Origin of the sequence: Cellulosilyticum lentocellum DSM 5427, from assembly GCF_000178835.2 — a bacterium.
Lineage (GTDB): Bacteria > Bacillota > Clostridia > Lachnospirales > Cellulosilyticaceae > Cellulosilyticum > Cellulosilyticum lentocellum.
Map to the genome: position 1 here is coordinate 1,906,759 of NC_015275.1, position 23,864 is coordinate 1,930,622.

16 protein-coding genes are annotated in these 23,864 nt (G+C 35.6%); 15 read left to right on the forward strand and 1 reads right to left on the reverse strand.

Translation table 11 applies throughout. From position 1 onward, the window contains the following. Nucleotides 1–8 precede the first annotated feature (8 nt). The 6 genes from CLOLE_RS08630 (at nt 9) to CLOLE_RS08655 (ending at nt 10,567) form a co-directional block, all read left to right on the forward strand. On the forward strand, nt 9–2,330 hold the full coding sequence (locus CLOLE_RS08630) for a S8/S53 family peptidase (RefSeq protein ID WP_013656716.1): 2,322 nt from the start codon (nt 9–11) through the stop codon (nt 2,328–2,330). 13 nt (nt 2,331–2,343) lie between these two features. Next, nucleotides 2,344–4,116 (forward strand): S8 family peptidase, encoded by a 1,773-nt coding sequence (locus tag CLOLE_RS08635; protein WP_013656717.1) that lies wholly within the window; start codon nt 2,344–2,346, stop codon nt 4,114–4,116. A gap of 8 nt (nt 4,117–4,124) precedes the next feature. Next, the gene (locus CLOLE_RS08640) at nt 4,125–5,885 is read left to right on the forward strand and encodes a S8 family peptidase (RefSeq protein ID WP_013656718.1); all 1,761 of its coding nucleotides are present in this window, start codon (nt 4,125–4,127) and stop codon (nt 5,883–5,885) included. 177 nt (nt 5,886–6,062) lie between these two features. After that, nucleotides 6,063–6,839 carry an ABC transporter ATP-binding protein gene (locus CLOLE_RS08645; protein ID WP_050794676.1) on the forward strand — a complete coding sequence of 259 codons (777 nt, stop codon included), beginning with the start codon at nt 6,063–6,065 and terminating at the stop codon, nt 6,837–6,839. Further along, a complete protein-coding gene (locus CLOLE_RS08650) occupies nt 6,823–9,228 on the forward strand; it encodes a COG1361 S-layer family protein (RefSeq protein WP_013656720.1) in 2,406 nt (801 codons plus the stop codon). Before CLOLE_RS08645 ends, CLOLE_RS08650 begins: the two co-directional genes overlap by 17 nt. Beyond that, nucleotides 9,215–10,567, forward strand: a complete 1,353-nt coding sequence (locus tag CLOLE_RS08655) for an ABC transporter permease (RefSeq protein WP_013656721.1) — start codon at nt 9,215–9,217, stop codon at nt 10,565–10,567. Before CLOLE_RS08650 ends, CLOLE_RS08655 begins: the two co-directional genes overlap by 14 nt. A 77-nt stretch (nt 10,568–10,644) precedes the next feature. Here the strand turns inward: CLOLE_RS08655 and CLOLE_RS08660 are convergent, their stop codons facing one another. Beyond that, nucleotides 10,645–11,958 (reverse strand): peptidoglycan-binding protein, encoded by a 1,314-nt coding sequence (locus tag CLOLE_RS08660; RefSeq protein ID WP_013656722.1) that lies wholly within the window; start codon nt 11,956–11,958, stop codon nt 10,645–10,647. A gap of 130 nt (nt 11,959–12,088) precedes the next feature. Between CLOLE_RS08660 and CLOLE_RS08665 the strand changes: the two genes are divergently transcribed. From CLOLE_RS08665 to CLOLE_RS08705, 9 genes are all read left to right on the forward strand, one after another. Then, on the forward strand, nt 12,089–14,887 hold the full coding sequence (locus CLOLE_RS08665) for an insulinase family protein (RefSeq protein ID WP_013656723.1): 2,799 nt from the start codon (nt 12,089–12,091) through the stop codon (nt 14,885–14,887). Nucleotides 14,888–15,011: 124 nt separating this feature from the next. Beyond that, nucleotides 15,012–15,704: an iron-sulfur cluster assembly scaffold protein gene (locus tag CLOLE_RS08670; protein ID WP_013656724.1), complete on the forward strand. Its 693-nt coding sequence runs from the start codon at nt 15,012–15,014 to the stop codon at nt 15,702–15,704. 14 nt (nt 15,705–15,718) lie between these two features. Then, the gene (locus CLOLE_RS08675; RefSeq protein WP_013656725.1) at nt 15,719–16,720 is read left to right on the forward strand and encodes a GGGtGRT protein; all 1,002 of its coding nucleotides are present in this window, start codon (nt 15,719–15,721) and stop codon (nt 16,718–16,720) included. 686 nt (nt 16,721–17,406) lie between these two features. Beyond that, on the forward strand, nt 17,407–18,771 hold the full coding sequence (gene rfbH, locus CLOLE_RS08680; protein WP_013656726.1) for a lipopolysaccharide biosynthesis protein RfbH: 1,365 nt from the start codon (nt 17,407–17,409) through the stop codon (nt 18,769–18,771). Nucleotides 18,772–18,794: 23 nt separating this feature from the next. After that, a complete protein-coding gene (gene rfbF / locus CLOLE_RS08685; protein WP_013656727.1) occupies nt 18,795–19,568 on the forward strand; it encodes a glucose-1-phosphate cytidylyltransferase in 774 nt (257 codons plus the stop codon). Nucleotides 19,569–19,570: 2 nt separating this feature from the next. After that, a complete protein-coding gene (rfbG, locus tag CLOLE_RS08690; protein ID WP_013656728.1) occupies nt 19,571–20,650 on the forward strand; it encodes a CDP-glucose 4,6-dehydratase in 1,080 nt (359 codons plus the stop codon). Nucleotides 20,651–20,672: 22 nt separating this feature from the next. Beyond that, complete coding sequence (locus tag CLOLE_RS08695) at nt 20,673–22,469, forward strand: thiamine pyrophosphate-binding protein (RefSeq protein WP_013656729.1); 1,797 nt, start codon at nt 20,673–20,675, stop codon at nt 22,467–22,469. Nucleotides 22,470–22,485: 16 nt separating this feature from the next. Continuing rightward, nucleotides 22,486–23,466: a glycosyltransferase family 2 protein gene (locus CLOLE_RS08700; RefSeq protein WP_013656730.1), complete on the forward strand. Its 981-nt coding sequence runs from the start codon at nt 22,486–22,488 to the stop codon at nt 23,464–23,466. Then, entirely contained in the window at nt 23,447–23,857 is a 411-nt protein-coding gene (locus CLOLE_RS08705) for a GtrA family protein (protein WP_013656731.1), read from the forward strand. The genes CLOLE_RS08700 and CLOLE_RS08705 overlap by 20 nt, the downstream gene beginning before the upstream one ends. Nucleotides 23,858–23,864: the final 7 nt, after the last annotated feature.

Here is a 23,864-nt window from a genome sequence, read left to right on the forward strand (position 1 = left end):
GGAGGAATATGAGAGTGATTATGGCACCGTGTACCAAAGAAAAGCAGTCTTTAGAGCCATGGATTTTAGAAGATTTAGGAGCCGGATATGTACTTTTAGATATTAAAGAAGAACTATCTAAGAAACGAGAAGGATATTTAGAACCTGATTTTGAAATGCAATTAGGAGAAGAACAAGTAGAAGCTTTAGGCTTGTTAAATGAGGCACCCATAATCTTTGCAACATTAGGAGTAAGGCAGATAAGTTCAAAAGTTAGTAGCTATTATGAAATAAAAAGAGGAAGATGGCAAAATAAAGAAGCACTACTAAAAGAAGGACCTATATGGATAAGTTGCTATAGTGAGCAGAGTTTTTTGGCCAGTGAATTGATTAAAACAATTCGGCTTTTAATAGAGCAGGCAAAAGCCTTGAAAAAGATTGCTATCATTTATTTAGATAGTAAGCCTAAGGAAAGTTATTTTACTTGTCGCAGTTTAACCTACAAATGCATTAATGAATTACTTGTCGGAGAAAAACATATAGTTCTACAAATAATGAGAGATGAAGACATTGGAGCCTGCTATTTACCAAGTGAGAAGAATTTTGAACCTTATGAGAATCATTTTATATATGATAAGTCATATAACAAGCTCATGACTAAGGCTATAAAAAAACTTACAAAGAAAAGAACTTTAGTGACACAAGAAAGTTTATATCAAGACCTTTTTTATGAACAAATTCCAATGTCGGAAAAACTCTATTTACCTTTGCAAAATAACTTTAAGAATAAATTAAGTGAACAAGTCGGTTTAAATACCATTTTATTAGGTCAAGACTTTTATGTTATTTATGATACTAAGGCAAACATAGAACAACAAAGAAATGATTTAAAGGACTATGTGATGCCACAATGGACTTTACCTCTAGTAGCTCAAATCCCCATACATAAGAGTAATGATCTATATATAAATGAGAATAATGTGGTGACTAATGCTTTTAAGTACAGAGGTGAAGGGGTTTATATTGGGATTGTATCGGTAGAAGGTGTTGATTGGGAAGAACCACTTTTAAGAACATCTCAAGGAAAAACAAGAATAAGCTGTATATGGGAGCAAGAACAAGCTGATAAAGGGATTTATTATACAGCATCTACAATTAATACAGCTTTAGAAGCAGAGAAAATATTATCAGATAGTAGAAGTGAAGCAACTTTTTTACTAGGTCTAGCTGGAGGAAAACAAGGTTATTATGAAGCGCCTGCTTCTAAGGCAGAATTTCTTGTAGCAAAAATAAAGCCTGCAACCAGAAACGTACAACAACTATATGGAGGAGAACCTCATCCACTGGTTGCATTAGTTCCGGATGTATTAATTGGAGCATACAAATTAATGGAATTAGCTAAGCTTAATCAAAAACCCCTAGTTCTTTATTTACCTTATCACTATTTATTAGAGGGAATAGAAGGTGTTAATAAATACGATAGAATCTTTAATGAACTCAGTCATCAGCCAGGGCTTACCATCATTATGCCTGTAGGAGAAGAAGCTGATAAAAAGCACAGATGGTTAATAGAAGAAGGTTCTTCTAAAGAGGTCAGGATACAAACGAAGGAAGAAAAGCAAAATATAGTTGGGATGATTTGTTCGAAAAAAGCAGAGGTATTTCAAGCAAGTTTACAATTATTAGGCAACGAAACACAAAGGATTTGTATAGAAGAGCAGGGAATTTATCAAACAACTGCAGGAAAAGTAGAAAGCAGTGGGTTAAAATGGGATTATCATAGTGGGCAAATAGTTATTAGATTTCGTATAGAGCAGCACACACAAAGTACTTGGCAATTGCATTTGAGCACTGAAGATAATAAGAAGCTAAGATTAAGTGTAAGCCTATGTGAACAACCAGTAAATCCAGGAGCTACATTAAGCTCATGGACGGCTTTGAATACGGCAAATCCTGCACCAGCTAAATGGGGAACTATGGGAGTAGGAAGCTTTGATACAAAGGCTTTAGTTGTACGAAGGGGTTCAGGTAGAGCAAAGCATACTAATCAAACAGGATTAAGCTGTGTAGCAGAAGGTAGGGCAAGTATCAGGTTAAAGGAACAAAATGAGATATTATGTTTAGAAGGAACGGATGTAGCAGCTAGTTTAGTGACAGGAGTAGTGGCAACCTTATATAGTAAATGGCAGCAGGAGAAGGGAAAAGCTTATCTGAATACTAAGATGATGCAAATGTGGATAGAACGGCAGCTTACGCACTTGCCTAATCAGACTTATCCTCATTTTAGTCAAGGAAGTGGTATTTTAGACTTAAAGAAGCTAGAAGCTACTTTAATCGCACCTTTAGAATAAGGGAGGTTAGCAAATGGTTATTAATAAATTAAGTGCACAAGTGCAATTAGCTTTGCGTTATGAAAACCTTTTGACACCTAATGTTAAAAGCTTATTTATAAAAGACCGAACTTTACAAATATGGGAGATTATTGTTCGTTATGTCAATACTTTAGAAGAAATAAGTAGTAAATTCGATATGAAAGTTTACGATTTAGGTCAAGGTTATGCACAGGTTATTATAGGAAGACGCTATATTAGTGAACTATCAGATGAACCTAATGTAATCTTCATTAGTTTGCCTCAGTTTATGGAGTATATAGATCTTGATTTAGCTCAGGTTTGTGCAGAGGAAACCAGTCTTCCAACAGGGAATTTTCAAATCTCAGGAAGAGGATTATTATTAGCTGTGATTGATTCAGGTATTGATTATACACACCCTGACTTTAGAAATGATGATGATACAACAAGGATTTTATATTTATGGGATCAAGGTATAGAAGGAGGGCCACCACTAGGTTTTGCTGATGGAACACTTTATACCAAAGAGCAGATTGATGAAGCATTAAAAGAACCTACCAAAGAGGAAATGCTAGTTAAAGTTCCTTCTATGGATCTACTAGGACATGGAACAGCTTTAGCAGGAATAGCAGGAGGAAATGGACGAGGAAGTGTAGGAAGAAGAAATAGAGGCATGGCTCCAGAATGTGATTTACTTATTGTAAAAGTAGGAAAACCTAATAGAGAATATGGTCCCAGAGATCTTGAAATCATGCAGGGAATTCGTTTTGCAATGGAAAAAGCCAAAGAGCTACGTAAACCCCTAGTTATTTTATTAGGTTCAGGATATAATTTGGCTAGTCATAATGGAGAAGATATTTTGGCTGCTTATATAGGAGCTGTTTATAGAAGTTGGGTATGTAATATTGTAGTAGGAGTGGGCAACGAAGGGAATAGAGGAAGTCATGGTCAAGGAAACATAGGAGAGGGAGAAACGAAAGAGATTCAATTTATTATTGATAGAGATATGAAAGAGTATGCTTGTTGCATATGGAAGCCTATAAGTGATGAAGTAGAACTAACCTTAGAGTCACCAACGGGAGAAAAAACAGAGGTACTAAGTTTGCTAACGCCAAATAGAGCATATTTATTTGATGAAACAGCTGTACTTATTAATTTTTCTGAACCTGTTATAGATATCACCCAGCAACAAATTCTTATTGTTTTACAAGGTCAAAATGGTCAATTTATCAATAGTGGTTTATGGCGTATCAGTTTAAGGGGAAAACGTATTCTACAAGGTAATTATAATATATGGGGAAGTATCGTAAGAGAATACGCTAATAATACGAGATTTTTAGAAGCTTCTATAGAAACGACTTTAACTTGCCCAGCTGATTCCGAAGGGTTAACTGGCGTTGGAGCATATAATGGTAATACCATACAATTAGCAGCTTTTTCAGGTAGGGGATATACTGCTGATGGTAGGATTAGACCTAATTTAGTAGCACCAGGAGTGAATGTAACTGTACCTTCTGTAAGAAATGGAGAACTTTATACCGTAGCATCAGGTACAAGTATTGCAGCAGCATTTGTAGCAGGTGCATATATATTGATGCAGTCTTATGGAATTATTCAATTGGGAAATCCAGGATTATATGGGGATGCCTTAGAGGTGTATTTGATTCGTAATGCCAAAAGACCAATTATTAATGGTCCTTATCCTAATAATAGTTGGGGATTTGGTATACTTTGCCTAGAGGCAGCCCTTAATAATATGAGAGAAGTAGCCAACCAAACCAATTAGGAGGGGCCATGCAAAATAAAACAGATGCAACACTAGAAATATTAAGTATTGTACCTCAAAATGAACGAGAACAGATAGAAATTGATTTAGGGCTACTGGGATTTGAACAAAAAGGGACTTGGGAGATACTTGTCAAATACAATGGAGACATTGAAGCAGTTGCCCGAAAAGTAGGAGGGGTAGCACAAATTATAAGTAATCAATTTGCTGTTTTAACCGTTCCACCTGAGCGCATACAAAAGCTTCTTAATTTTACAGAAGTAGAATATATGGAAGTGCCTAAAAGGCTTTTTTATAATATTAATGAAAGTATGTTGGCCAGTTGTATTACACCTGTTCAAAATGAAGCACCTTATAGGCTAAAAGGTAGTGGCACTTTACTCGGTATTATTGACTCTGGTATTAATTATGCTCATCCAGACTTTAGAAATGAAGATGGTAGCACACGTATCAATTTTATTTGGGATCAATCTATTTCTGGGGCACCACCCACTGGTTATTTAACAGGAACAGAATATACAAGGGAGCAAATTAACCAAGCTTTAGAACAACCTACAAAAATGCAACAGCAGGAGATAGTGCCAACAGATGATAGAGTCGGTCATGGCACTCATGTAGCAGGAATAGCAGGTGGGAATGGTAGGGGTTCAGGAGGCAGAATTGTAGGGGCAGCACCAGAAGCAGAATTTATTATTGTAAAACTAGGGCAACCAGATTTCGAAGGCTTTGTAAGAAATATAGAGATTATGTTAGGTGTACGTTATGTCATTGAGAAAGCTATAAGTTTAGGTAAACCTGTTGCCATTAACATAAGTATTGGAACTAATAATGGACCTCATGATAGTAATGCACTTTTAGAACAATATTTAGATAGTGCAGCAACTTTATGGAAGAATAATATTGTAGTAGGGACAGGTAATGAGGCCAATGCTAGGAATCATACTGATGGAAAAGTAGAACAAGGATCTACCACTACCTTTGAATTTCAAATAGGAGAAAATACGACATATTATCCATTATCTATTTGGCAAAATCCTATTGATGAATTAGCTTTTGAAATCGTTGATCCTGCTGGAAGGAGAACGCCACTTATTGTGTATGCTCAGGGACCGGTACAATATGGGTTGGGCGGAACTAAGGTCTATGCTGCTTTTGCAGGTCCATCTCCTTTAAGCGGAGATATTGAATTTGCTGTTTTTTTAGTACCTGCATCAGACAGGGTTACAAGTGGCGCGTGGCAAGTTGTCGTACATGGTCAACAGGTAGTAGATGGTCGTTTTGATGCATGGGGACCTACTACAGAAGAAGGTGCTGCTAATAATTTCTTTTTAACGCCTACAGTAGACACGACACTGACTACGCCTTCAACAGCAAGGTTAGTTGTATCAGTTGGGGCTTATAATGCTATTACTGGTCAAATTGCACCTTTTTCAGGAAGAGGTTTTGGAAGGGATAATAGTGTCATCAAGCCTGATTTGGTAGCCCCAGGGGTAGAAATAAGTGCAGCAAGTCATACAACGTCAGGTTATAGGGTTCTAAGTGGTACCAGTATGGCTACACCTCATGTGACAGGGGGAATAGCACTTTTAATGGAGTGGGGAATTATACAGGGAAATAATCCTTTTTTATATGGTGAAAATGTAAGAACTTACCTAGTAAGAGGTGCTACTAGAGATGATTCTATCAACTATCCTAGTCCATTATGGGGATATGGTAGACTATGCATTGAACAAAGTCTAGATCTGCTAAGAAGGCAATTGATTTTTTAATAAAATATTTGCTGATAGGATAGATGGAAGAGTAGGCAATGACTTTAGAAAAAGGGATGCCCACTCTTTTTTTACTTTTTATTAATCATAAAGAGAGAATATTAAGAAAAGGTTAAGGATTATGACTAAAAAGTCATAATAATGTAATCTCTATTTTATGGTTAATGATGGTTAAGTATGCTATACTGTTTGTTATATTTGAACAATTGTTTACGAAGGGGGGATAAGGTGGAACCTATTATAGAAGTTAAAAACTTGAGGAAAGTTTACCGTATGGGAAAAGAAAAAATTGTGGCGCTCAATCATATTGACCTAGAAATAGAAAAGGGTGAAATTTGTTGTTTATTTGGTACATCAGGTTCAGGTAAATCAACTTTGCTCAATATGTTAGCTGGGCTTGAAAAACCTACAAAAGGAACCATAAAAATTAAAAAAATAAGGGTTGAAAAATTAAATGAAACGCAGTTAGCCATTTTTCGCCAAAAAAATATTGGTTTTGTTTTTCAGTCTTATAATTTAATTCCCACACTAACGGCATTAGAAAATGTAGCATTACCTCTTGTATTTCAAGGAATGGATAAAAAAGAGAGAGAGAAAAGAGCCAAGGAAATGCTAGAAGCAGTGGGTCTAGGGTCAAGGCTTCATCATAAGCCAAAAGAAATGAGTGGTGGACAACAGCAACGAGTGAGTATTGCAAGAGCTTTTGTGAATCGTCCTCAAATTTTATTTGCAGATGAACCTACAGGAAATTTGGACACGCATACGACCATAGAAGTAATGGATATGATTACTGCAATTGCAGAAAAATATAAGCAAACACTCATTATTGTGTCACATGACCCAGAAATTGCTGATTACGCACATAAGATTATCACGGTGCAAGACGGCGATGTTCTTAAAATAGAAAAAAATACAGATAAGGGAAGGAAAATGATTTATGAAAAAGAAGAATAAGTGGGTAGCATGGGTGTTGAGTTTTCTTTTAATGGCTACCTATATGATGCCAAGTGATAGGTTAAATATCTATGCAGCAGAAGGAGATGGAGCATTTGGTTTAATAACCATTAATAAAGTTAGTCAAAATCAATCAAGCATCCAACCAGGTGATACATTTGGTTTAGTAGTAGAAGTAACAGCAAGTAAGCAAGGTGAAGGTAATAAAGTATACATATCTAATGCTAAAGCCACAGGGAGTGGACTGGATTCTAGCAAAACTAATTTTTCTGTTAGTGAGACTGAAGAAATATCAGGAGTAAGTGAATCTAAAACTATTACCATTAGTGGGCTAGTCTACAATGGTGGAAGTAAAGATATTGAGGTAGTAGTAGAAGTAGGAAGAAGTCTTCAAACAACTAGTCCAGACAGCAATGATACAGAATCCTATACACTATCAGCAAAATCAAGTGAAGATTTTGTAGATGTATTAACAGTGGAAAAACAAGATAACTTATTAGTTAAAACAGGGCAAACGCAAAATGTAGAGGTGAAGGTAACTAATAAAGGAACCTTTACAGTTAATCAAGCTGATATGAAACTTGCTTTAGGAAGTAAGGTAGAAGGCGTAGAAATTAAAACAAGCACTGCAACAGTAAAAAATATTAAATCAAAAGAAACTAAAACAGGTATTTTTACGATTAAAGTAAGTGAAGATGCTAAAGCAGGTGTTTATCCAGCTACAGTAAGTGTGGCAGGAAATAGCTATAGTGTTAATATACAGGTAGATAGTAGTGTAGTACCATCAGCACTTGAAGTAAGCACATCAGGCAGTAAAATCTATACACCAGGTGTAGCAAGTGAAGTGACATTTAAGTTAAGTAATGTAGGACAACGTGATGCAAAGAATATCCGTTTTGAAGTGGTTAATTCTGAAAATGTCTCCATAGTAGAGGCAAGTAATGTTAAAAGGTTAGATATTATTCAAGGCAAGGCAAGTCAAGATATTACAATGAAATTACGTGTAAATAGCAGCTTTAAAGGGGATAGTGTACCTATTCAGATTAAAGTGGATTATTTAAATTCATCAGGTGAAAAAGAAGAAGATACACAATACGTTTATTTAAGTACATCGGCTTCAAGCATTGCTTCAGAAGTTATTATTAGTAATGTGATTTCACCTACAGATACATATGGTGTAGACCAAAATTTTACCGTTAAATTCAATGTTTCTTCCAAAAGCGGAGCAGATAATCTTAAAATTTCTGTTAAAGGAGATGAAGGAATTGTACCTAAATCTCAGAATCTCTTCTTTGTAACTAAATTAGGTAAGGGAGAAACTAAACAATACAGTGTAACTTTTGCAGCAACTCATGCAGCTATTACAAGTAGTCATCCGATTGAGATTAATGTTGAATATGGTGATGCTAAAGCACCTACCACTATTAGTCAATATGGAAGTGCTAACATCAGCAATCCTAAGAAGGATGCAGAAGGCGATGAGGATGAGAAGTTAAAAGGTAAACCTAAAGTAATCATTGGAGAATATATAGTTAACCCAACTATTGTCCAAGCCGGAGAAAACTTTGAACTTCATCTAGGCTTTTTAAATACAAACAGTAAGCATACTGTTAACAATTTGAAAGCTAATATTAAAGTCATTGAACAAGGTGAAAATCAAACAGGAAATGTATTTACGCCTGTAGGTGGTAGTAATACCTTTTACATCGATCAGCTTAGTCCAGGAGAAACAGTAACTAAGGATGTAACCATGTATACCATTCCTACAGCAAAAGCTAAGACTTACGAAATTACCTTAGAAATGGCTTATGAAGATGAGGATGGCAATGAAATTACAGCAACTGAAAACATAGGTATCCCAGTAGAACAAGTTACAAAAATTGAGGCAGGTGACATTTTCGTAGAATATGCACAGGTAGGGATAGAAACAACACTATCTACAACCTTCTATAATAGAGGACGTACTGATGTAACCAATATGATGGTTTATGTAGAAGGAGAAGGCTTTACAGTAGAAAATAATAGAACGTTTATTGGTAACTTTAAGCAAGGAGATTCACAGACCTATGAGCCAATGATCACAGCAAATCAAGCTGGAACCTTAAAAGGTGAAGTTATTGTAGAATATGAAGATGCAGCCGGTAAGACTCAAGAAATTAGAAAACCTTTTGAATTCCTTGTAGAAGAGATGATGATGGAAGAAATGCCTCCTGTAGATGGAGAAATGCCTCCTGTGGAAGGAGAAACACCAACTCAAGGGCCTGTAAGCAAAAAATGGATTTTAGCAGGTGTAGGTGTAGGTGTCGTTGTAGCAGTAGCAATCACCCTTGTTATGCTTAAAAAGAAAAAAGCAAAAAAAGAAGAGATGATGCTAGATGAAGAAGATTGATTTGATAAGCATGAGCGTACGTAATTTATGGCGACGTAAGTTGCGTACAGCTCTTACTATATTAGGTGTAGTGATTGGGGCATGCTCTATTATATTAATGTTATCCTTAGGTCTAGCTATGGAGAAAAATATGGAAGAGCAGTTTGCCCAGATGGGAGATCTTACTTTGATTCAAGTATGGAGTTACGGGGGTGGTAACTCTACCCAAGAAATTGATGATAAGGTACTCAAAGAATTTGAAAAGGTAGATCATGTTGTAAGAGCTATTCCGATGCTTAATGATATTAATGTTTACTTAAGTAGTGGCAAATATCGTACGCCAGATCCTTATTGGGAAATTTATGTGATGGATGCTGTTGATATAGAGGCATTGGGATACAAAGTAGAAGAGGGGCGCAGTTTATTACCAGAAGAAACAAGAAGTATTTTAATGGGAAAAAACGTGCTTCAGTATTTTACAAAAAGAGGGAAGCAGATAGACTATTCTAAGGAACTTGAATTTATGCCATTCGATCTTGAAAAAGATAAGGTTACACTAGAAGTCATTCAGTATGATTGGGAAACAGGGAAGCCACAACTAGAAGACGTTAATGGCAATAAGATTAAAGCACCTAAAGGAACAGAGGTGAACGTAGTAGGCCTATTTCCTGAAACAAGCATGGATTTAGCACGTAAAGTTATTATACCAAGAGCTCTATATGAAGAATTGAAAAAAGAACAAATTGCTTATAAAAAGGCAATGGGGTGGTATACAGATGAAGAGGCTAAAAGAGATAAGAAACGTACTTACAATGAAGTAATGATTAAAGTAGACCACCAAGACAATGTAGTGAGTACATTAGAACAGATTAAGAGCATGGGTTATGATGCATATAACAATATGGAATGGCTAGAACAGTATAAGCAAGAAGCAGCAGCTAAGCGTATGGCTTTGGGTGGTATAGGTATTGTATCCTTTGTTGTAGCAGCGATAGGTATTGCTAATACTATGATGATGAGTATTTATGAACGTACTAAGGAAATAGGCGTTATGAAAGTGATTGGAGCCAAGCTTGTAGATATTAAATATCTTTTCCTAATGGAAGCCTTATTTATTGGCTTAATAGGAGGCATTTTAGGTGCAAGTATCTCTGTAGGAATTTCCCTTATATTAAATGCTATAGGTGAGCCAATAGCACGAATGCTAGGGATGTGGGGAGGCACTACTGTATCCTTGGTACCACCATGGTTAATTGCTGCAGGCATTATTTTTTCTACTTTAGTTGGTCTCGTATCTGGATACTTTCCGGCTAGAAAAGCAATGAAACTTTCAGCGCTTTCAGCTATTAGAACAGAATAGTGATATAAAGATAATAAGAGAATAGGATAAAAATAGACCTAATCGAAGTGGATAATCTTCGGTCAGGTCTATTTATTTTATCCAAGTTCAGCAAGTTTAGTAACAGCTACATAAATACGAGAGATTTCATACCAAGTACTTTTTCCTACAATGCCATCCTGGGGAAGATGAAAGATTTTTTGAAAAGTCTTCACTGCTTCCTGAGTTGCTTCATTGAAATTACCATCTACAGCTACTTTGGGAATGAGAGGGAAGTTCTGTGAAATACGATTCAGCTGCATTTGAATGGTACGTACAGCAGGCCCACTATCACCTAACCTTAAAGGACTACCTGGATAAGATTCAGGATTACCTTCTACCATAGGAGCAGTATTGAGGGTGATATTGCTACCGTAAAAATTTCTAAGAATTTGTTCAGCTGTATAACCTGCATCGCCTAAATCCTTACTCCCCCACTGCGTCATCCAGTTTGGACATTGAGACTTAACACCATCACAATACTGAGAAAGTAGAGGTTGAGTAACATCAGGTAGTTTAATATAGGTATCAAAAACTTCATTAACAACAGGTACAATGGAATCAAATAGGTTACGTCCATAGAAGAAAGCATGGTCATAAGCCGTAGAATTAGTAATGGTATAGGGCTTACCTTGATTACGATACCATTCTGTATAAATACGGTTTAAAGTAAAGGAATTAATGGCAATAATATTGGCTTTAATGGTTTCAATAGGCCAGGTAGGATAGATTTCAGAGCTAGCTACATTGGCGATATAGTCGATATAAGGAACCGTATAGTTAGGCGCGTTATTATCATTGGGGCTTCCAGCATGAACAATAACAAACTCAGGTACAATGACTTCGTCTAAGACGATAAAACCAGAGCCAGGAATAATAGGTTTGATAGAAGCTTCTGGAATTTTAGGTGGGTAGTTACCGTATAGGGTAGCTGGACCTATGCTAACAGTCTCCAACAATTCTCTCGTATAAGAAGCATAACGTTTAAGCTGTCTTTCAGTAGCTTGCAAAGTAATAGGCTGAATAGACTGGATATCGGCAAAAATCTGTGAGCCCATAACAATGGCATCTACGTAATTAGGAGAAGCAGTTTCAATACGATAAGTAGCATAAGGTTTTTGCGTATTAAGGGGATCTAAACTATAGTCAACTGGAGGAGCAGATAATTCTAGGGGAGTCGTCTGACCAACTTCATTAGTAACAAGCTCTGCAATGATAGTTTCTTCACCACTAGGGGAGATTTCTTTAATAGTAACATTAACATTACTAACAGGAACAAGAGGTCCTAAAAGCGTATCTGAAGAAAGTTGTACAATGAGCGATCCTAGATTTTGTCTAGAAACACTAGGGGGATAAATAGGATGTGGTATCATTTAAGTTCCCTCCTTATTAATTTACTGATAATAAGCTATGGATAATATATGAGTTTTTAAGGCTTATTAGAACAAAATGAAAGGATAAAAAGATGTTTATTGCACATCATAAGAAAAAAGGAGGCGAGTTATGTTAAAAAGAAAAAGTTTTCTTATGATATGCATTGTCTTATGTATGATTTGTCCTATATTTGGTAAACCTAATAGTCCTAAATCACAAGGTTTTAAGGAAATAAGTAAAGAAAAATACAATACCGATACAATACATACCTATCGGCATGTAGCAACAGGTTTAGAGGTTATTTGGATAGAAAATGAGGATGTGAACAAGAGTTTTGTTTTAGGTGTTAAAACACCAACAACAGACTCCACAGGTGTGAATCATATTATTGAGCATACCTTATTTACAGGTTCTAAAGACTACCCTTCAGCAAGCTTATTTTTTGATGCCAGTGAAGCTTATCCTAACACCTATATGAATGCATTAACTAGCGGAGATATGACCCTATTTCCTTTTTCTACACCTTATCTTTCCTGCTATAAAGAACTTATGCACATTTATCTTGATGCTGTTTTTAAACCTAATTTATTAAAAGAGCCTTATGGTTTTTATGAAGAGGCATTTTATTCATCTCCTATGGAAAACAGAGTAGGGGGAGTTGTTTATAATGAAATGAAGGGTGCTTATAGTAGCAAGGAGCGTACTGTTTTTAGAAGTCTTAGAAATATGATTTTTAAAGATAGCCACTATGCATATGATAGTGGTGGTAGTCCTAATGAGATTCCTACTTTAACCTATGAAAATTGCTTAAAGGTATACAAAAAATACTATTATCCAGCTAATATGAAAATTGTCCTATATGGCGCTATTCCACTTGAAGAAAGTTTACAAATGATAACTTCCTATTTAACAGATTTAACAAAGCCTAAAGAGAGTATTGACTTAAGTGTCCAAATGTTAAATCCAGAAAAAACAGCCACCTATACTGTTTTACCAAGTGGAGATAAAGGGGTCTTAGTAAAAAGTTTTGTATTAGAAAAGTCGCTCAGTCCAGAAAAGATACAAGCATTAGATTTATGGATGACTGCTTATTTAATGAGTCCTCAAACAGGATTTTGGCAAAATTTGAATCGTATTGGACTAGGTAAAGCAAGATGGATTAAAGATGAGGATTTACCTTGCCCAGTTTATTCCCTGGTTATTTCAGATTTGCCTACGAATCAGCTAGAAAATTGTGCAAGACAGCTAGATCAGCTGATTGCCAGTATGCCAAAGGATTTAGGAATGAATAACTTTACAGAACAAGATGTGCTAGCACAAGCAAATTGGCTCGTGCTTAAAGAAGATACAAGTGTCAATAGAGGCATTGATATTGCACAAAGCATGCTAGAGGCATGGGCTCATTATAAAACGATTAATCAGTATTATGAAAAGAAAGAATATATTCAAAATGCTAAAAGCTTAGATGCAGATAGCCGTCAAATTTTATTTGAACAAGCTACTAGGTATACACTTCTATTATTACCAGGTTCTTATGAACTAAAGGAACCAGAGAAATTAAGTCCTGTTTCAGATGAAGAGTGGCTAGATATTGTTCCTAAAATGGAAGCTTGGCAGAAGCAAAAAACAAAATTAGAAGCAGTAAATTTAAGAGAGCTTATTTTAAGGCCACATATAGAAATTAAAAGCAAGCAAAAAAAGAACTATACAGAAATGGTTACGGAGGTAGAAAGCACATGGGCAAGGTCGCAGCTTTATTTTAATACAGCTCATATACCTCAAAAGGAACTGCCTTATTTGTTTCTCTATGCCCACTTATTAGAAGAAAGTGCCAAGGAGATTACCCCTTTTAGTGGTATTATTACAACGGGTTGTACGGCTTATCCTAGTGAAAAGGGATATTGGCCTTGCTTCAAACTTGCTGTTTTAACAAAAGCAGAAGAAACAGATCATAGCACGTTACTAAGGGAAGCTAGATTACACTTACAAAACAAGCCAGATGAATGGTACAGACAAAAACTCATTGAATGGGTTATGGATATGAAAGAGGCAAGTGAAAATAATGTCATTGGGACACTATCACACCTCAGCTTAGGAGCAGAAGAAGGATTGAAGCGCTACTTGTATGAACAGAGTTATCCTACCTATACTTTTTGTGAGGAGCTTTTAAAAATGCATCATACAGCTTGGCGTCTGAATGTAGAGCGTATTGATAAAAAGCTGTATCATACAGGAGACCTTATTGTAGCAACAACTATTCCTGCTAAAGAATCGAATTTATATGCGAAAAGCTGGGAAGATTTTTTAGAGACATTACCTTGTCTTGAACATAAAACAGCTACCTATAAATTTGTAGCCACTTCTAAAAATTGTGTTGTAACAAGTCATGCAGCCATTGATCATAGCTACATTGGAATGGATAAGGGGATACCTTTAGATGGGCTAGATTATCTAGCAACCACTTATTTAACAAAAAACTATCTTAATCCTCGTATTCGAGTAGGTCTAGGTGCTTATGGTGCAGGTTGTCAACTCAGTTATCCATATACCATCTCTTTTTATACCTATAGAGATCCTAATATAGAACGTTCCTTGCCTATTTTAGAAAAAGCACATGAATTTTTAAGTACCAATGTAGATAGCATTGCTCTTGAGAGTAGCAAAGCAGAAGCTTTAAGTAGACTGCACAGTCAATTTCGTTTATTAGGCACACCTTTAGAGGAGGCAAATGCTCTGGAAGGACTAGTTTTATGGGGGCAAGGTCCAGCTGATCTGATGAGACTTCAAGAAGAAATTCTTAAAGCAACACCAGAAGCTGTTAAGGCAAAGGGAGCTATTTACAAAGAACTTTTTAAGCAAGGTAGAGTTTCTATTATGACTCAAAAAAGTTATACTACAGAAAAAGAATTCACTACCTACTCATATTAGACTATTAAAAAAAAGGATAAATATTGACAGATTCCTTAACCACCTATACAATAAGTGTGTATTGTTAAATTTTTGATTTAAAGAGAAATCTTTAAATAGAGATGAGTGGAAAGGAGTCATGAAAATGATGTATTCACATGAAGTAGAACAAATGTGCCCAATCGCTAAAGGACCTAACCATGGGCCAGCACCAATCCCACAAGAGGGTAAATGGGTACAAGCAAAAGAAATTAAAGACATTAGTGGTCTTACACACGGTGTAGGCTGGTGTGCACCACAACAAGGTGCTTGTAAATTAACACTTAACGTTAAAGATGGTGTGATTCAAGAAGCATTAGTAGAAACTATTGGATGTTCAGGTATGACTCACTCTGCAGCTATGGCAGCAGAAATCTTAGCAGGTAAAACAATTCTTGAAGCGCTTAACACAGACTTAGTTTGTGACGCAATTAACACAGCAATGCGTGAGTTATTCTTACAAATCGTATACGGAAGAACTCAAACTGCATTCTCTGAAGGTGGACTTCCTATCGGTGCAGGTCTTGAAGACCTTGGTAAAGGACTTCGTAGCCAGGTTGGTACAATGTACTCAACAGTTGCTAAAGGACCAAGATACCTTGAAATGGCAGAAGGCTATGTAACAAATATCGCTCTTGATGCTGACGATCAAATCATCGGTTACCGTTTCATTCACTTCGGTAAAATGATGGACATGATTAAAAAAGGTATGGATGCAAACGAAGCAATTGAAAAAGCTACAGGTCAATACGGCAGATTTGATGATGCTGTACGTACAGTTGACCCAAGACATGAATAGGGAGGTGCCAAACAATGCCATTATTTGAATCATATGATAGAAGAATTAACCAAATTAACGTTGTTTTAAATAAATACGGAATCAAAGATATTGAAGAAGCTAGAACTATCTGTAAAGAAAAAGGCTTTGATCCATATGAAATCACAAAAGGAATTCAACCAATCGCTTTTGAAAACGCTTGTTGGGCTTACGTTGTAGGTGCAGCAATTGCTATCAAAAAAGGTTGTCACAAAGCGGCAGAAGCAGCAGAAGCTATCGGAGAAGGTCTTCAAGCATTCTGTATTCCAGGTTCTGTAGCGGATGACCGTAAAGTAGGTCTTGGTCACGGTAACTTAGGAGCTATGCTTCTTAGAGAAGAAACAAAATGTTTCGCATTCTTAGCAGGTCACGAAAGCTTTGCAGCTGCTGAAGGTGCTATCGGTATTGCACGTTCTGCAAACAAAGTTCGTAAAGAAGATTTAAGAGTTATCTTAAATGGTCTTGGTAAAGATGCTGCTCAAATTATCTCTCGTATCAATGGGTTTACATATGTTCAAACTCAATTTGATTATATGACAGGTAAAGTAAATGTAGTAAAAGAAATCGCATACTCAAACGGTGAACGTTCAAAAGTTCGTTGCTTTGGTTGTGATGATGTTCGTGAAGGTGTTGCAATCATGCATATGGAAGGTGTTGACGTATCTATTACAGGTAACTCAACTAATCCAACTCGTTTCCAACATCCAGTAGCTGGAACATACAAAAAAGAATGTGTTGAACAAGGTAAAAAATACTTCTCAGTAGCTTCTGGTGGTGGTACAGGTCGTACACTTCACCCAGATAACATGGCTGCTGGTCCAGCTTCTTATGGTATGACTGATACTATGGGAAGAATGCACTCAGATGCACAATTCGCTGGTTCTTCATCAGTGCCTGCTCACGTAGAAATGATGGGACTTATCGGTATGGGTAACAACCCAATGGTAGGTGCTACAGTTGCTGTAGCCGTAGCTATCGAAGAAGCAATGAATAAATAATTCCTTTTTAGAACAATAAAAAACGGTAATCACGTATAGACGTGGTTACCGTTTTTTATTGTCCAGACTCTGGTGAAACTTTCTCAGCTCCTTAAGTAGACCTTACTTCAAGGCATAGAAATGGCTCCTCGGCACAACTAGCTAAAGAAGCAGTGACTACTTAAGAGAGCTATGAAAGTTCAAGCCATGAGTGAGGAGCTCTTAAAGTCTAGGCCCGGACTGTCCTATCTAGGAAGCGAAGACCTTAAGACTCTGATTTGAAACTTTGTTTGGTACTGCTAGGATGTAAAACTTTTTGACAACTTATAGGATGGCGCCTCCCTTGTAGCGCACCAGTGAACATTTTCCTTAGAGCCAGAGGTACCTGTAACAACAGATTGAGACTTGGTCGACCCGGTCAGTTCCTCAGGTTGATGCTGCAGTGATTATGCCGATGGAAGTTGTTTATTTTATTTTACATTAATATATATGTACTAGGACGAAATATTCCCTAACAAAAAAATAAAATTTATTCTTGTATATTTTAGTGCCTATAAAAGTGTAATAAATTGCAATAAAATCTTGTGAAAGGTATAAGATATTTATGTTTTAGTTTAAATATTTAATAATGTCATATAATTTGATTTATTGTATAATGTTATGTATAATTAAGTTAAAATAAAAGTGAAATATTAGGATGTGGTGCTGTGCAATATGATAGTAGACTAGAAAAAAGTAATCAAATTAAATCCAAAATAATAGAAAATATAAGAGAGTACTATGAGATTAATTTCAAAGATCAACAAGTATTTACACCTGGAGAACGTATTGCATATGGAGGAAGGGTTTTTGATGAAGATGAGATGATTCATTTAGTGGACTCTGCTTTAGAATTCTGGCTTACTACGGGGCGTTATAGTCAACAGTTTGAAAAGGAATTTAGTGAATTTTTAAGTGTAAAATATTGTTCACTAACAAATTCAGGTTCATCTGCTAATTTGCTAGCTTTTATGGCATTGACTTCATATAAGTTAGGGGAGCGTCGCATACAAAAAGGAGATGAGGTGATTACAGTAGCCGCAGGTTTTCCAACAACTATTGCTCCTATTATCCAATATGGTGCAATCCCTGTTTTTGTTGATGTGACATTGCCGCAATACAATATAGATGTGAGGCAACTAGAAAGTGCTAAAAGCGAGCGCACAAAAGCTGTTATGGTTGCACATACATTGGGAAATCCTTTTGACATAGAAACAGTAAAAACATTTTGTGACAAATATAAACTCTGGCTAGTAGAAGATAATTGTGACGCTTTAGGTTCTCAATATTATTACAAGGGAGAATGGCGTTATACAGGAACGATAGGTGATATTGGAACCTCTAGCTTTTATCCACCACATCATATGACAATGGGAGAGGGTGGAGCGGTATACACTAATCATATAGAACTAAAACAAATTATAGAATCATTTAGAGATTGGGGAAGAGACTGCTTTTGTGCGTCAGGACAAGATAATACTTGTAAGCATCGTTTTACAGGACAGTTTGGTGAACTTCCTAAGGGATATGATCATAAATATGTATACTCCCACTTTGGTTATAATTTAAAAGTAACAGACATGCAAGCAGCTATAGGATGTGCGCAGCTAAAAAAATTACCACACTTTATTGAGGAAAGACAAAGGAATTGGGCTTATTTAAAAAAGGGATTAGCTGATTTGACAGCGTTTTTTCTCTTGCCAGAAGCGGCTGATAAGAGTAATCCAAGTTGGTTTGGTTTCCTTATCACTCTAAAAGAAGATGTTTCTTTCTCTAGAGACGATGTGGTGCAATACATAGAAAGTCGTGGTATTCAAACACGTATGTTGTTTGCCGGGAATATTGTGAGACAACCTTGTTTTGATGAGTTACGAGAAGCAGAAGAAAGTTATAGAGTAGTAGGAGAATTACTACAAACAGATCGTATTATGAAAAGCACTTTTTGGATAGGTGTTTATCCGGGGATGACAAAGCCTATGCTAGATTACATGATTCAAGTATTACATGAGTTTGTTGATAATAACATGAAATAAGACTGAACGAGTAGGGGGAAAATATGAAATTAGTTATTTTAGCAGGGGGATATGGCACAAGATTAGGAGAAATTTCTCAGCTATTACCAAAACCTATGGTGGAAATAGGAGGTAAACCAATTATCTGGCATATTATGAAAATCTATTCCTACTATGGTATTAAGGAATTTATTTTATGTTTAGGATATAAAGCCGATTTGATAAAGAATTATTTTTTGCACTATGCCGCAAAACAAGATGATTTTACTATTAATATAGGTACAGGAGAAGTGACTTATTTGACGCATCATGATGAACAAGATTGGAAGATTACATTAATCGATACAGGCGTAGATACACTTAAAGGCGGTAGGCTAAAACGTATTGAAAAATATTTAACGGATGATATTAATCTCTTAACCTATGGAGATGGTGTAGCTGATATTAATATTAATGAATTAATTGATTTTCATTTAAGAGCCAATAAAACTGTAACGATTTCCGGGGTTCATCCACCAGCACGTTTTGGTGAACTTAGAACAGATGGAGATGTACTGGCTTCTTTTAAGGAAAAAGCACAGACCTCACAGGGGCTTATTAATGGTGGATTCATGGTGTTTAATAAAGAACTATTAAGTTACTTATCTGAGGATGAGGACTGTGATTTAGAATATGGAACATTTGAGCGATTAGCAGAACAAGGAAAAATCGGAGTATTTACTCACGATGGACTATGGGCATGTATGGATAATGAAAGAGATATTTACCACCTCAATCAAATGTGGAAAGAAAATAAGGCATTTTGGAAGGTGTGGTAATAATGGAGAATTTTAATAATATTTATAAAGACAAAGTAGTATTAGTGACGGGACATACAGGATTTAAAGGTTCTTGGCTATGTATTTGGTTGCTTGAATTAGGTGCTAAAGTAATTGGTTATGCTTTGGAACCTAATTCTCAGAAGGATATATTTGTCTTAGCTCAACTACAAGATAAAATGGTTGATATAAGAGGGGATATAAGGGATATCAATAAGTTGAAAAATGTATTTGAAGAATATAAGCCAGAATATGTATTTCATTTAGCAGCGCAGCCGTTAGTAAGAGAGTCTTACGAAAAACCTTCGGAAACATATGAAGTGAATGTAATGGGGACGATTCACGTTTTAGAATGCATTAGAAATACTCCAGCAACTAAAGTAGGTGTATTAATAACCACTGATAAGTGCTATGACAATAAAGAGCAACCGTGGGGGTATCGTGAAAATGATGCATTAGGGGGGTATGATCCTTATAGTTCATCAAAAGCAGCAGCGGAAATAGCTATTCAATCTTGGCGAAATTCTTTTATGTCTCCTGTAAATTATGAGATACATCAAAAAGCTATTGCTTCAGCAAGAGCAGGAAATGTTATAGGTGGAGGAGATTGGGCTAAAGATAGGCTTATTCCAGATTGTATGAGGGCAATATTTAGTGAAGAAGAAATATTTATAAGAAATCCACAAGCTATTAGGCCATGGCAACATGTATTAGAGCCTTTGAGGGGCTATTTGAAATTAGGAGAAATGTTAACTAAATATCCACAACAGTATAGTCAGGCTTGGAATTTTGGACCAACCATAGACTCTATTATACCTGTAGGAGAACTGGTTCAAAAATTAATCCACTGTTATGGAAGTGGTAAGGTGAATTGTATTCAAGAACAAACCTTATGTCATGAGGCTAATTGGCTTAATTTAGATATTAGTAAATCAGTATTTAAGCTAGGCTGGAAACCGATACTCCATATAGATGAGGCTATACGCTATACAGTAGAATGGTACAAACAATATCAGAAAGAAGACTGCTATTTATTAAGTGTTAAGCAGATTACAAACTATACAGACTTAATGATGAACTAAGAAAGAGAGAAGGAAGCAAATCATGATTAGAGTGGCAGATTATATCACAAAAAAATTAGTTACTTATGGGGTAAAAGATGTTTTTATGATTTCTGGAGGGGGTGCTATTTTCCTAAATGATGCTATTGGTAGAAATTCAGACCTACGTTATATCTGTAATCAACATGAGCAAGCATGCAGTATAAGTGCAGAAGGGTATGCAAAATCTACAGGTAAATTAGCTGTAGTATGTGTTACAACAGGGCCTGGAGGAACCAATACGATTACGGGGTTAATGGGACAATGGCTAGATTCTACACCTGTATTATATCTGTCAGGGCAAGTGAAATATTCTACAACTATTGCATCTTGCCCTGAAGTAGGTCTTAGACAATTAGGTGATCAAGAAATTAATATTATAGATGTTGTAAGGCCATTAACCAAATATGCCAAGATGATTGTAGAGCCAGAGGATATAAAAGTAGAGTTGGATAAGGCTATTCAAATGGCGTTAGAAGGAAGACAAGGTCCTGTATGGCTAGATATTCCTATTAATATTCAATCAGCACTAATTGAAGAAGAGGCAAAAAATGCTGTCGTGGAAATAATAGGAACAGAAATAGAAAGAGAGAAAGTGCTAGAAACTAAAATAGATCAAGTACTTGAACTACTTAAGAATGCTAAAAGACCGTTAATATTAGCTGGTCATGGCATTCGTATGGGAAATGCCATAGATTTATTTCATATGGTAAGAGAGCAATTACCTATTCCTATTGTTTCGAGTTTTAATGGTTGTGACTTGATGGAAACAGAGCATCCTAACTATGTTGGGCGTGTCGGAACTATAGGAGATCGTGCTGGAAATTTTGCTGTGCAAAATGCCGATGTTCTTTTATGCTTAGGAACAAGAAACAATATTAGGCAAGTAGGCTATAATTGGGATGAATTTGCAGCACAGGCTACTAAAATTGTAGTGGATATTGATGAGAGAGAACTAATGAAGCCTACGGTTAAACCAGATTTTCCGGTACATACAGATATTAAACTATTCTTAAGAGGGTTAATAGAACAATCAAAGGGGATGGTATTTCCTAAATGGGAAGAATGGCATCAGTGGTGTATGGATAAGAAAGAACGTTATCCTGTTGTGTTAGAGGCGTATAAAAAAGATAATAAAATCAATCCTTATTATTTTGTAGATGTCTTAAGTAGGCAATTAGAAGAAGAAGAAATAGTAATTACAGGTAATGGAACATGTTCAGTTTGCTATTTCCAAGCGGGCTTTATTAAAAAAGGCCAACGTGTGATTTGGAATTCGGGTTGTGCTGCTATGGGATATGATTTACCAGCTGCTATTGGTGCTGCTATAGCTCATCCTAATAAACGAGTGATCTGTTTAGCAGGAGATGGTAGTTTGCAAATGAACATTCAAGAACTGGAGACTTTGAAGTATTATCAGCTTCCAGTAAAATTATTTATTTTAGATAATCAAGGCTATATTTCAATTAAGCAGACTCAAGATAATTTGTTCGAAGGCTTTAAAGTAGCTAGTGATCCTTCACATGGTGTAGGGATTCCTGATTTTATAAATATTGCAGAAGCGTATGGTATAAAGACAGTATGTATCAAAAATACTAATGATTTTTCTAAAATAAAGGAGATATTAAAGGATGAAGGACCCGCAGTTTGTGTTGTTAAATTAAAAACAGATTACATTTTTGCGCCAAAATCTGCTTCACAAAAGTTAGAAGATGGCACTATAGTGTCTAAACCATTAGATGATATGTATCCTTTCTTAGATAGGAAAGAATATGTGACTAATAAGATAAATATTGAGTAGAATGGTGGAATGTATAATGAAGAAAGTCAGTATAGTAATTCCTACATATAATGAAGAAGAAAATGTAATGCTTATTACTAGTAGAGTTGAAGAAATTATGACTAGAGAATTAAATCAGTATGATTATGAAATTCTTTTTATTGATAATTGTTCAACTGATAGAACTAGGGAGTTACTTAGAAACTTGTGTAAAACTAATAAAAAGGTGAAAGTAATATTAAATGCAAAGAATTTTGGACAGTCAAATTCGCCCTATTATGCATTATTACAAACAACAGGTGATTGTGTTATTGGATTAGTTGCTGATTTTCAGGACCCTCCAGAGATGATAGTGGATTTTGTTAAGAAGTGGGAAGAGGGGTATCGAATTGTTATTGGAATAAAAACAACAAGTAAAGAAAATAAGATAATGTACTTTTTGAGAGGTTGTTATTATAAGACACTTAAGAAGATAGCTAATGTAGAGCAGATTGAGCAGTTTACAGGGTTTGGATTATATGATAGGAGTTTTATAGAAGTATTAAGAGGATTGAAGGATCCAATGCCTTATTTTAGAGGTATTGTAGCAGAACTAGGATTTGAAAGAGCAGAGATTGAATATGTACAGCCAAAAAGAGAAAGAGGTAAAAGTAAAAATAATTTCTTTACTCTGTTTGATTTTGGGATGCTAGGAATTACATCTTATTCAAAGGCAGTACTAAGATTAGCTACCATAGGAGGATTTATTATTGGGGGAATAAGTTTTGTTGTTGGGATAATTTATTTTATAATGAAACTTATTTATTGGGAGCGATTTGTAGCTGGAATGGCACCTATATTAATAGGAATGTTTTTCTTAGGAGCAGCACAACTATTTTTCATAGGGTTTTTAGGAGAATACATAATGAATATTAATGCAAGGGTAATGAATCGCCCATTAGTAGTTGAAGAAGAACGTATCAATTTTGAAAAGGAGAGAGATATACAGGGAGAGAAGAATGAAAAAGATGAATCTTAAACTAATAAGCTTGTTTAAGAAAAATAGGCAATTCATTAGATTTATAATTGTTGGTGTCAGTAATTTGACGATTTCACTTGTAACATATTATTTGATGCTTTATCTAGGGGTATATTATCAAATAGCTAATATCTTCGGCTTTGTTTTTGGAAGTTTAAATGGCTACTTTTGGAATAGAAATTGGGTGTTTAAAATCAAACAAAATAGCATTATATCTATTCTAAAATTTTATTCAACCTATTTAGGAACGTGGATATTATCAACTATTTTGCTATGGTTAGAGATAGAAATAATAGGAATTTCAGAAATGATAGCTCCATTTATTAATATATTTATTACAACACCCTTAAATTACGTATTAAATAAATACTGGACTTTTGAAAAAAGATAATATTAAT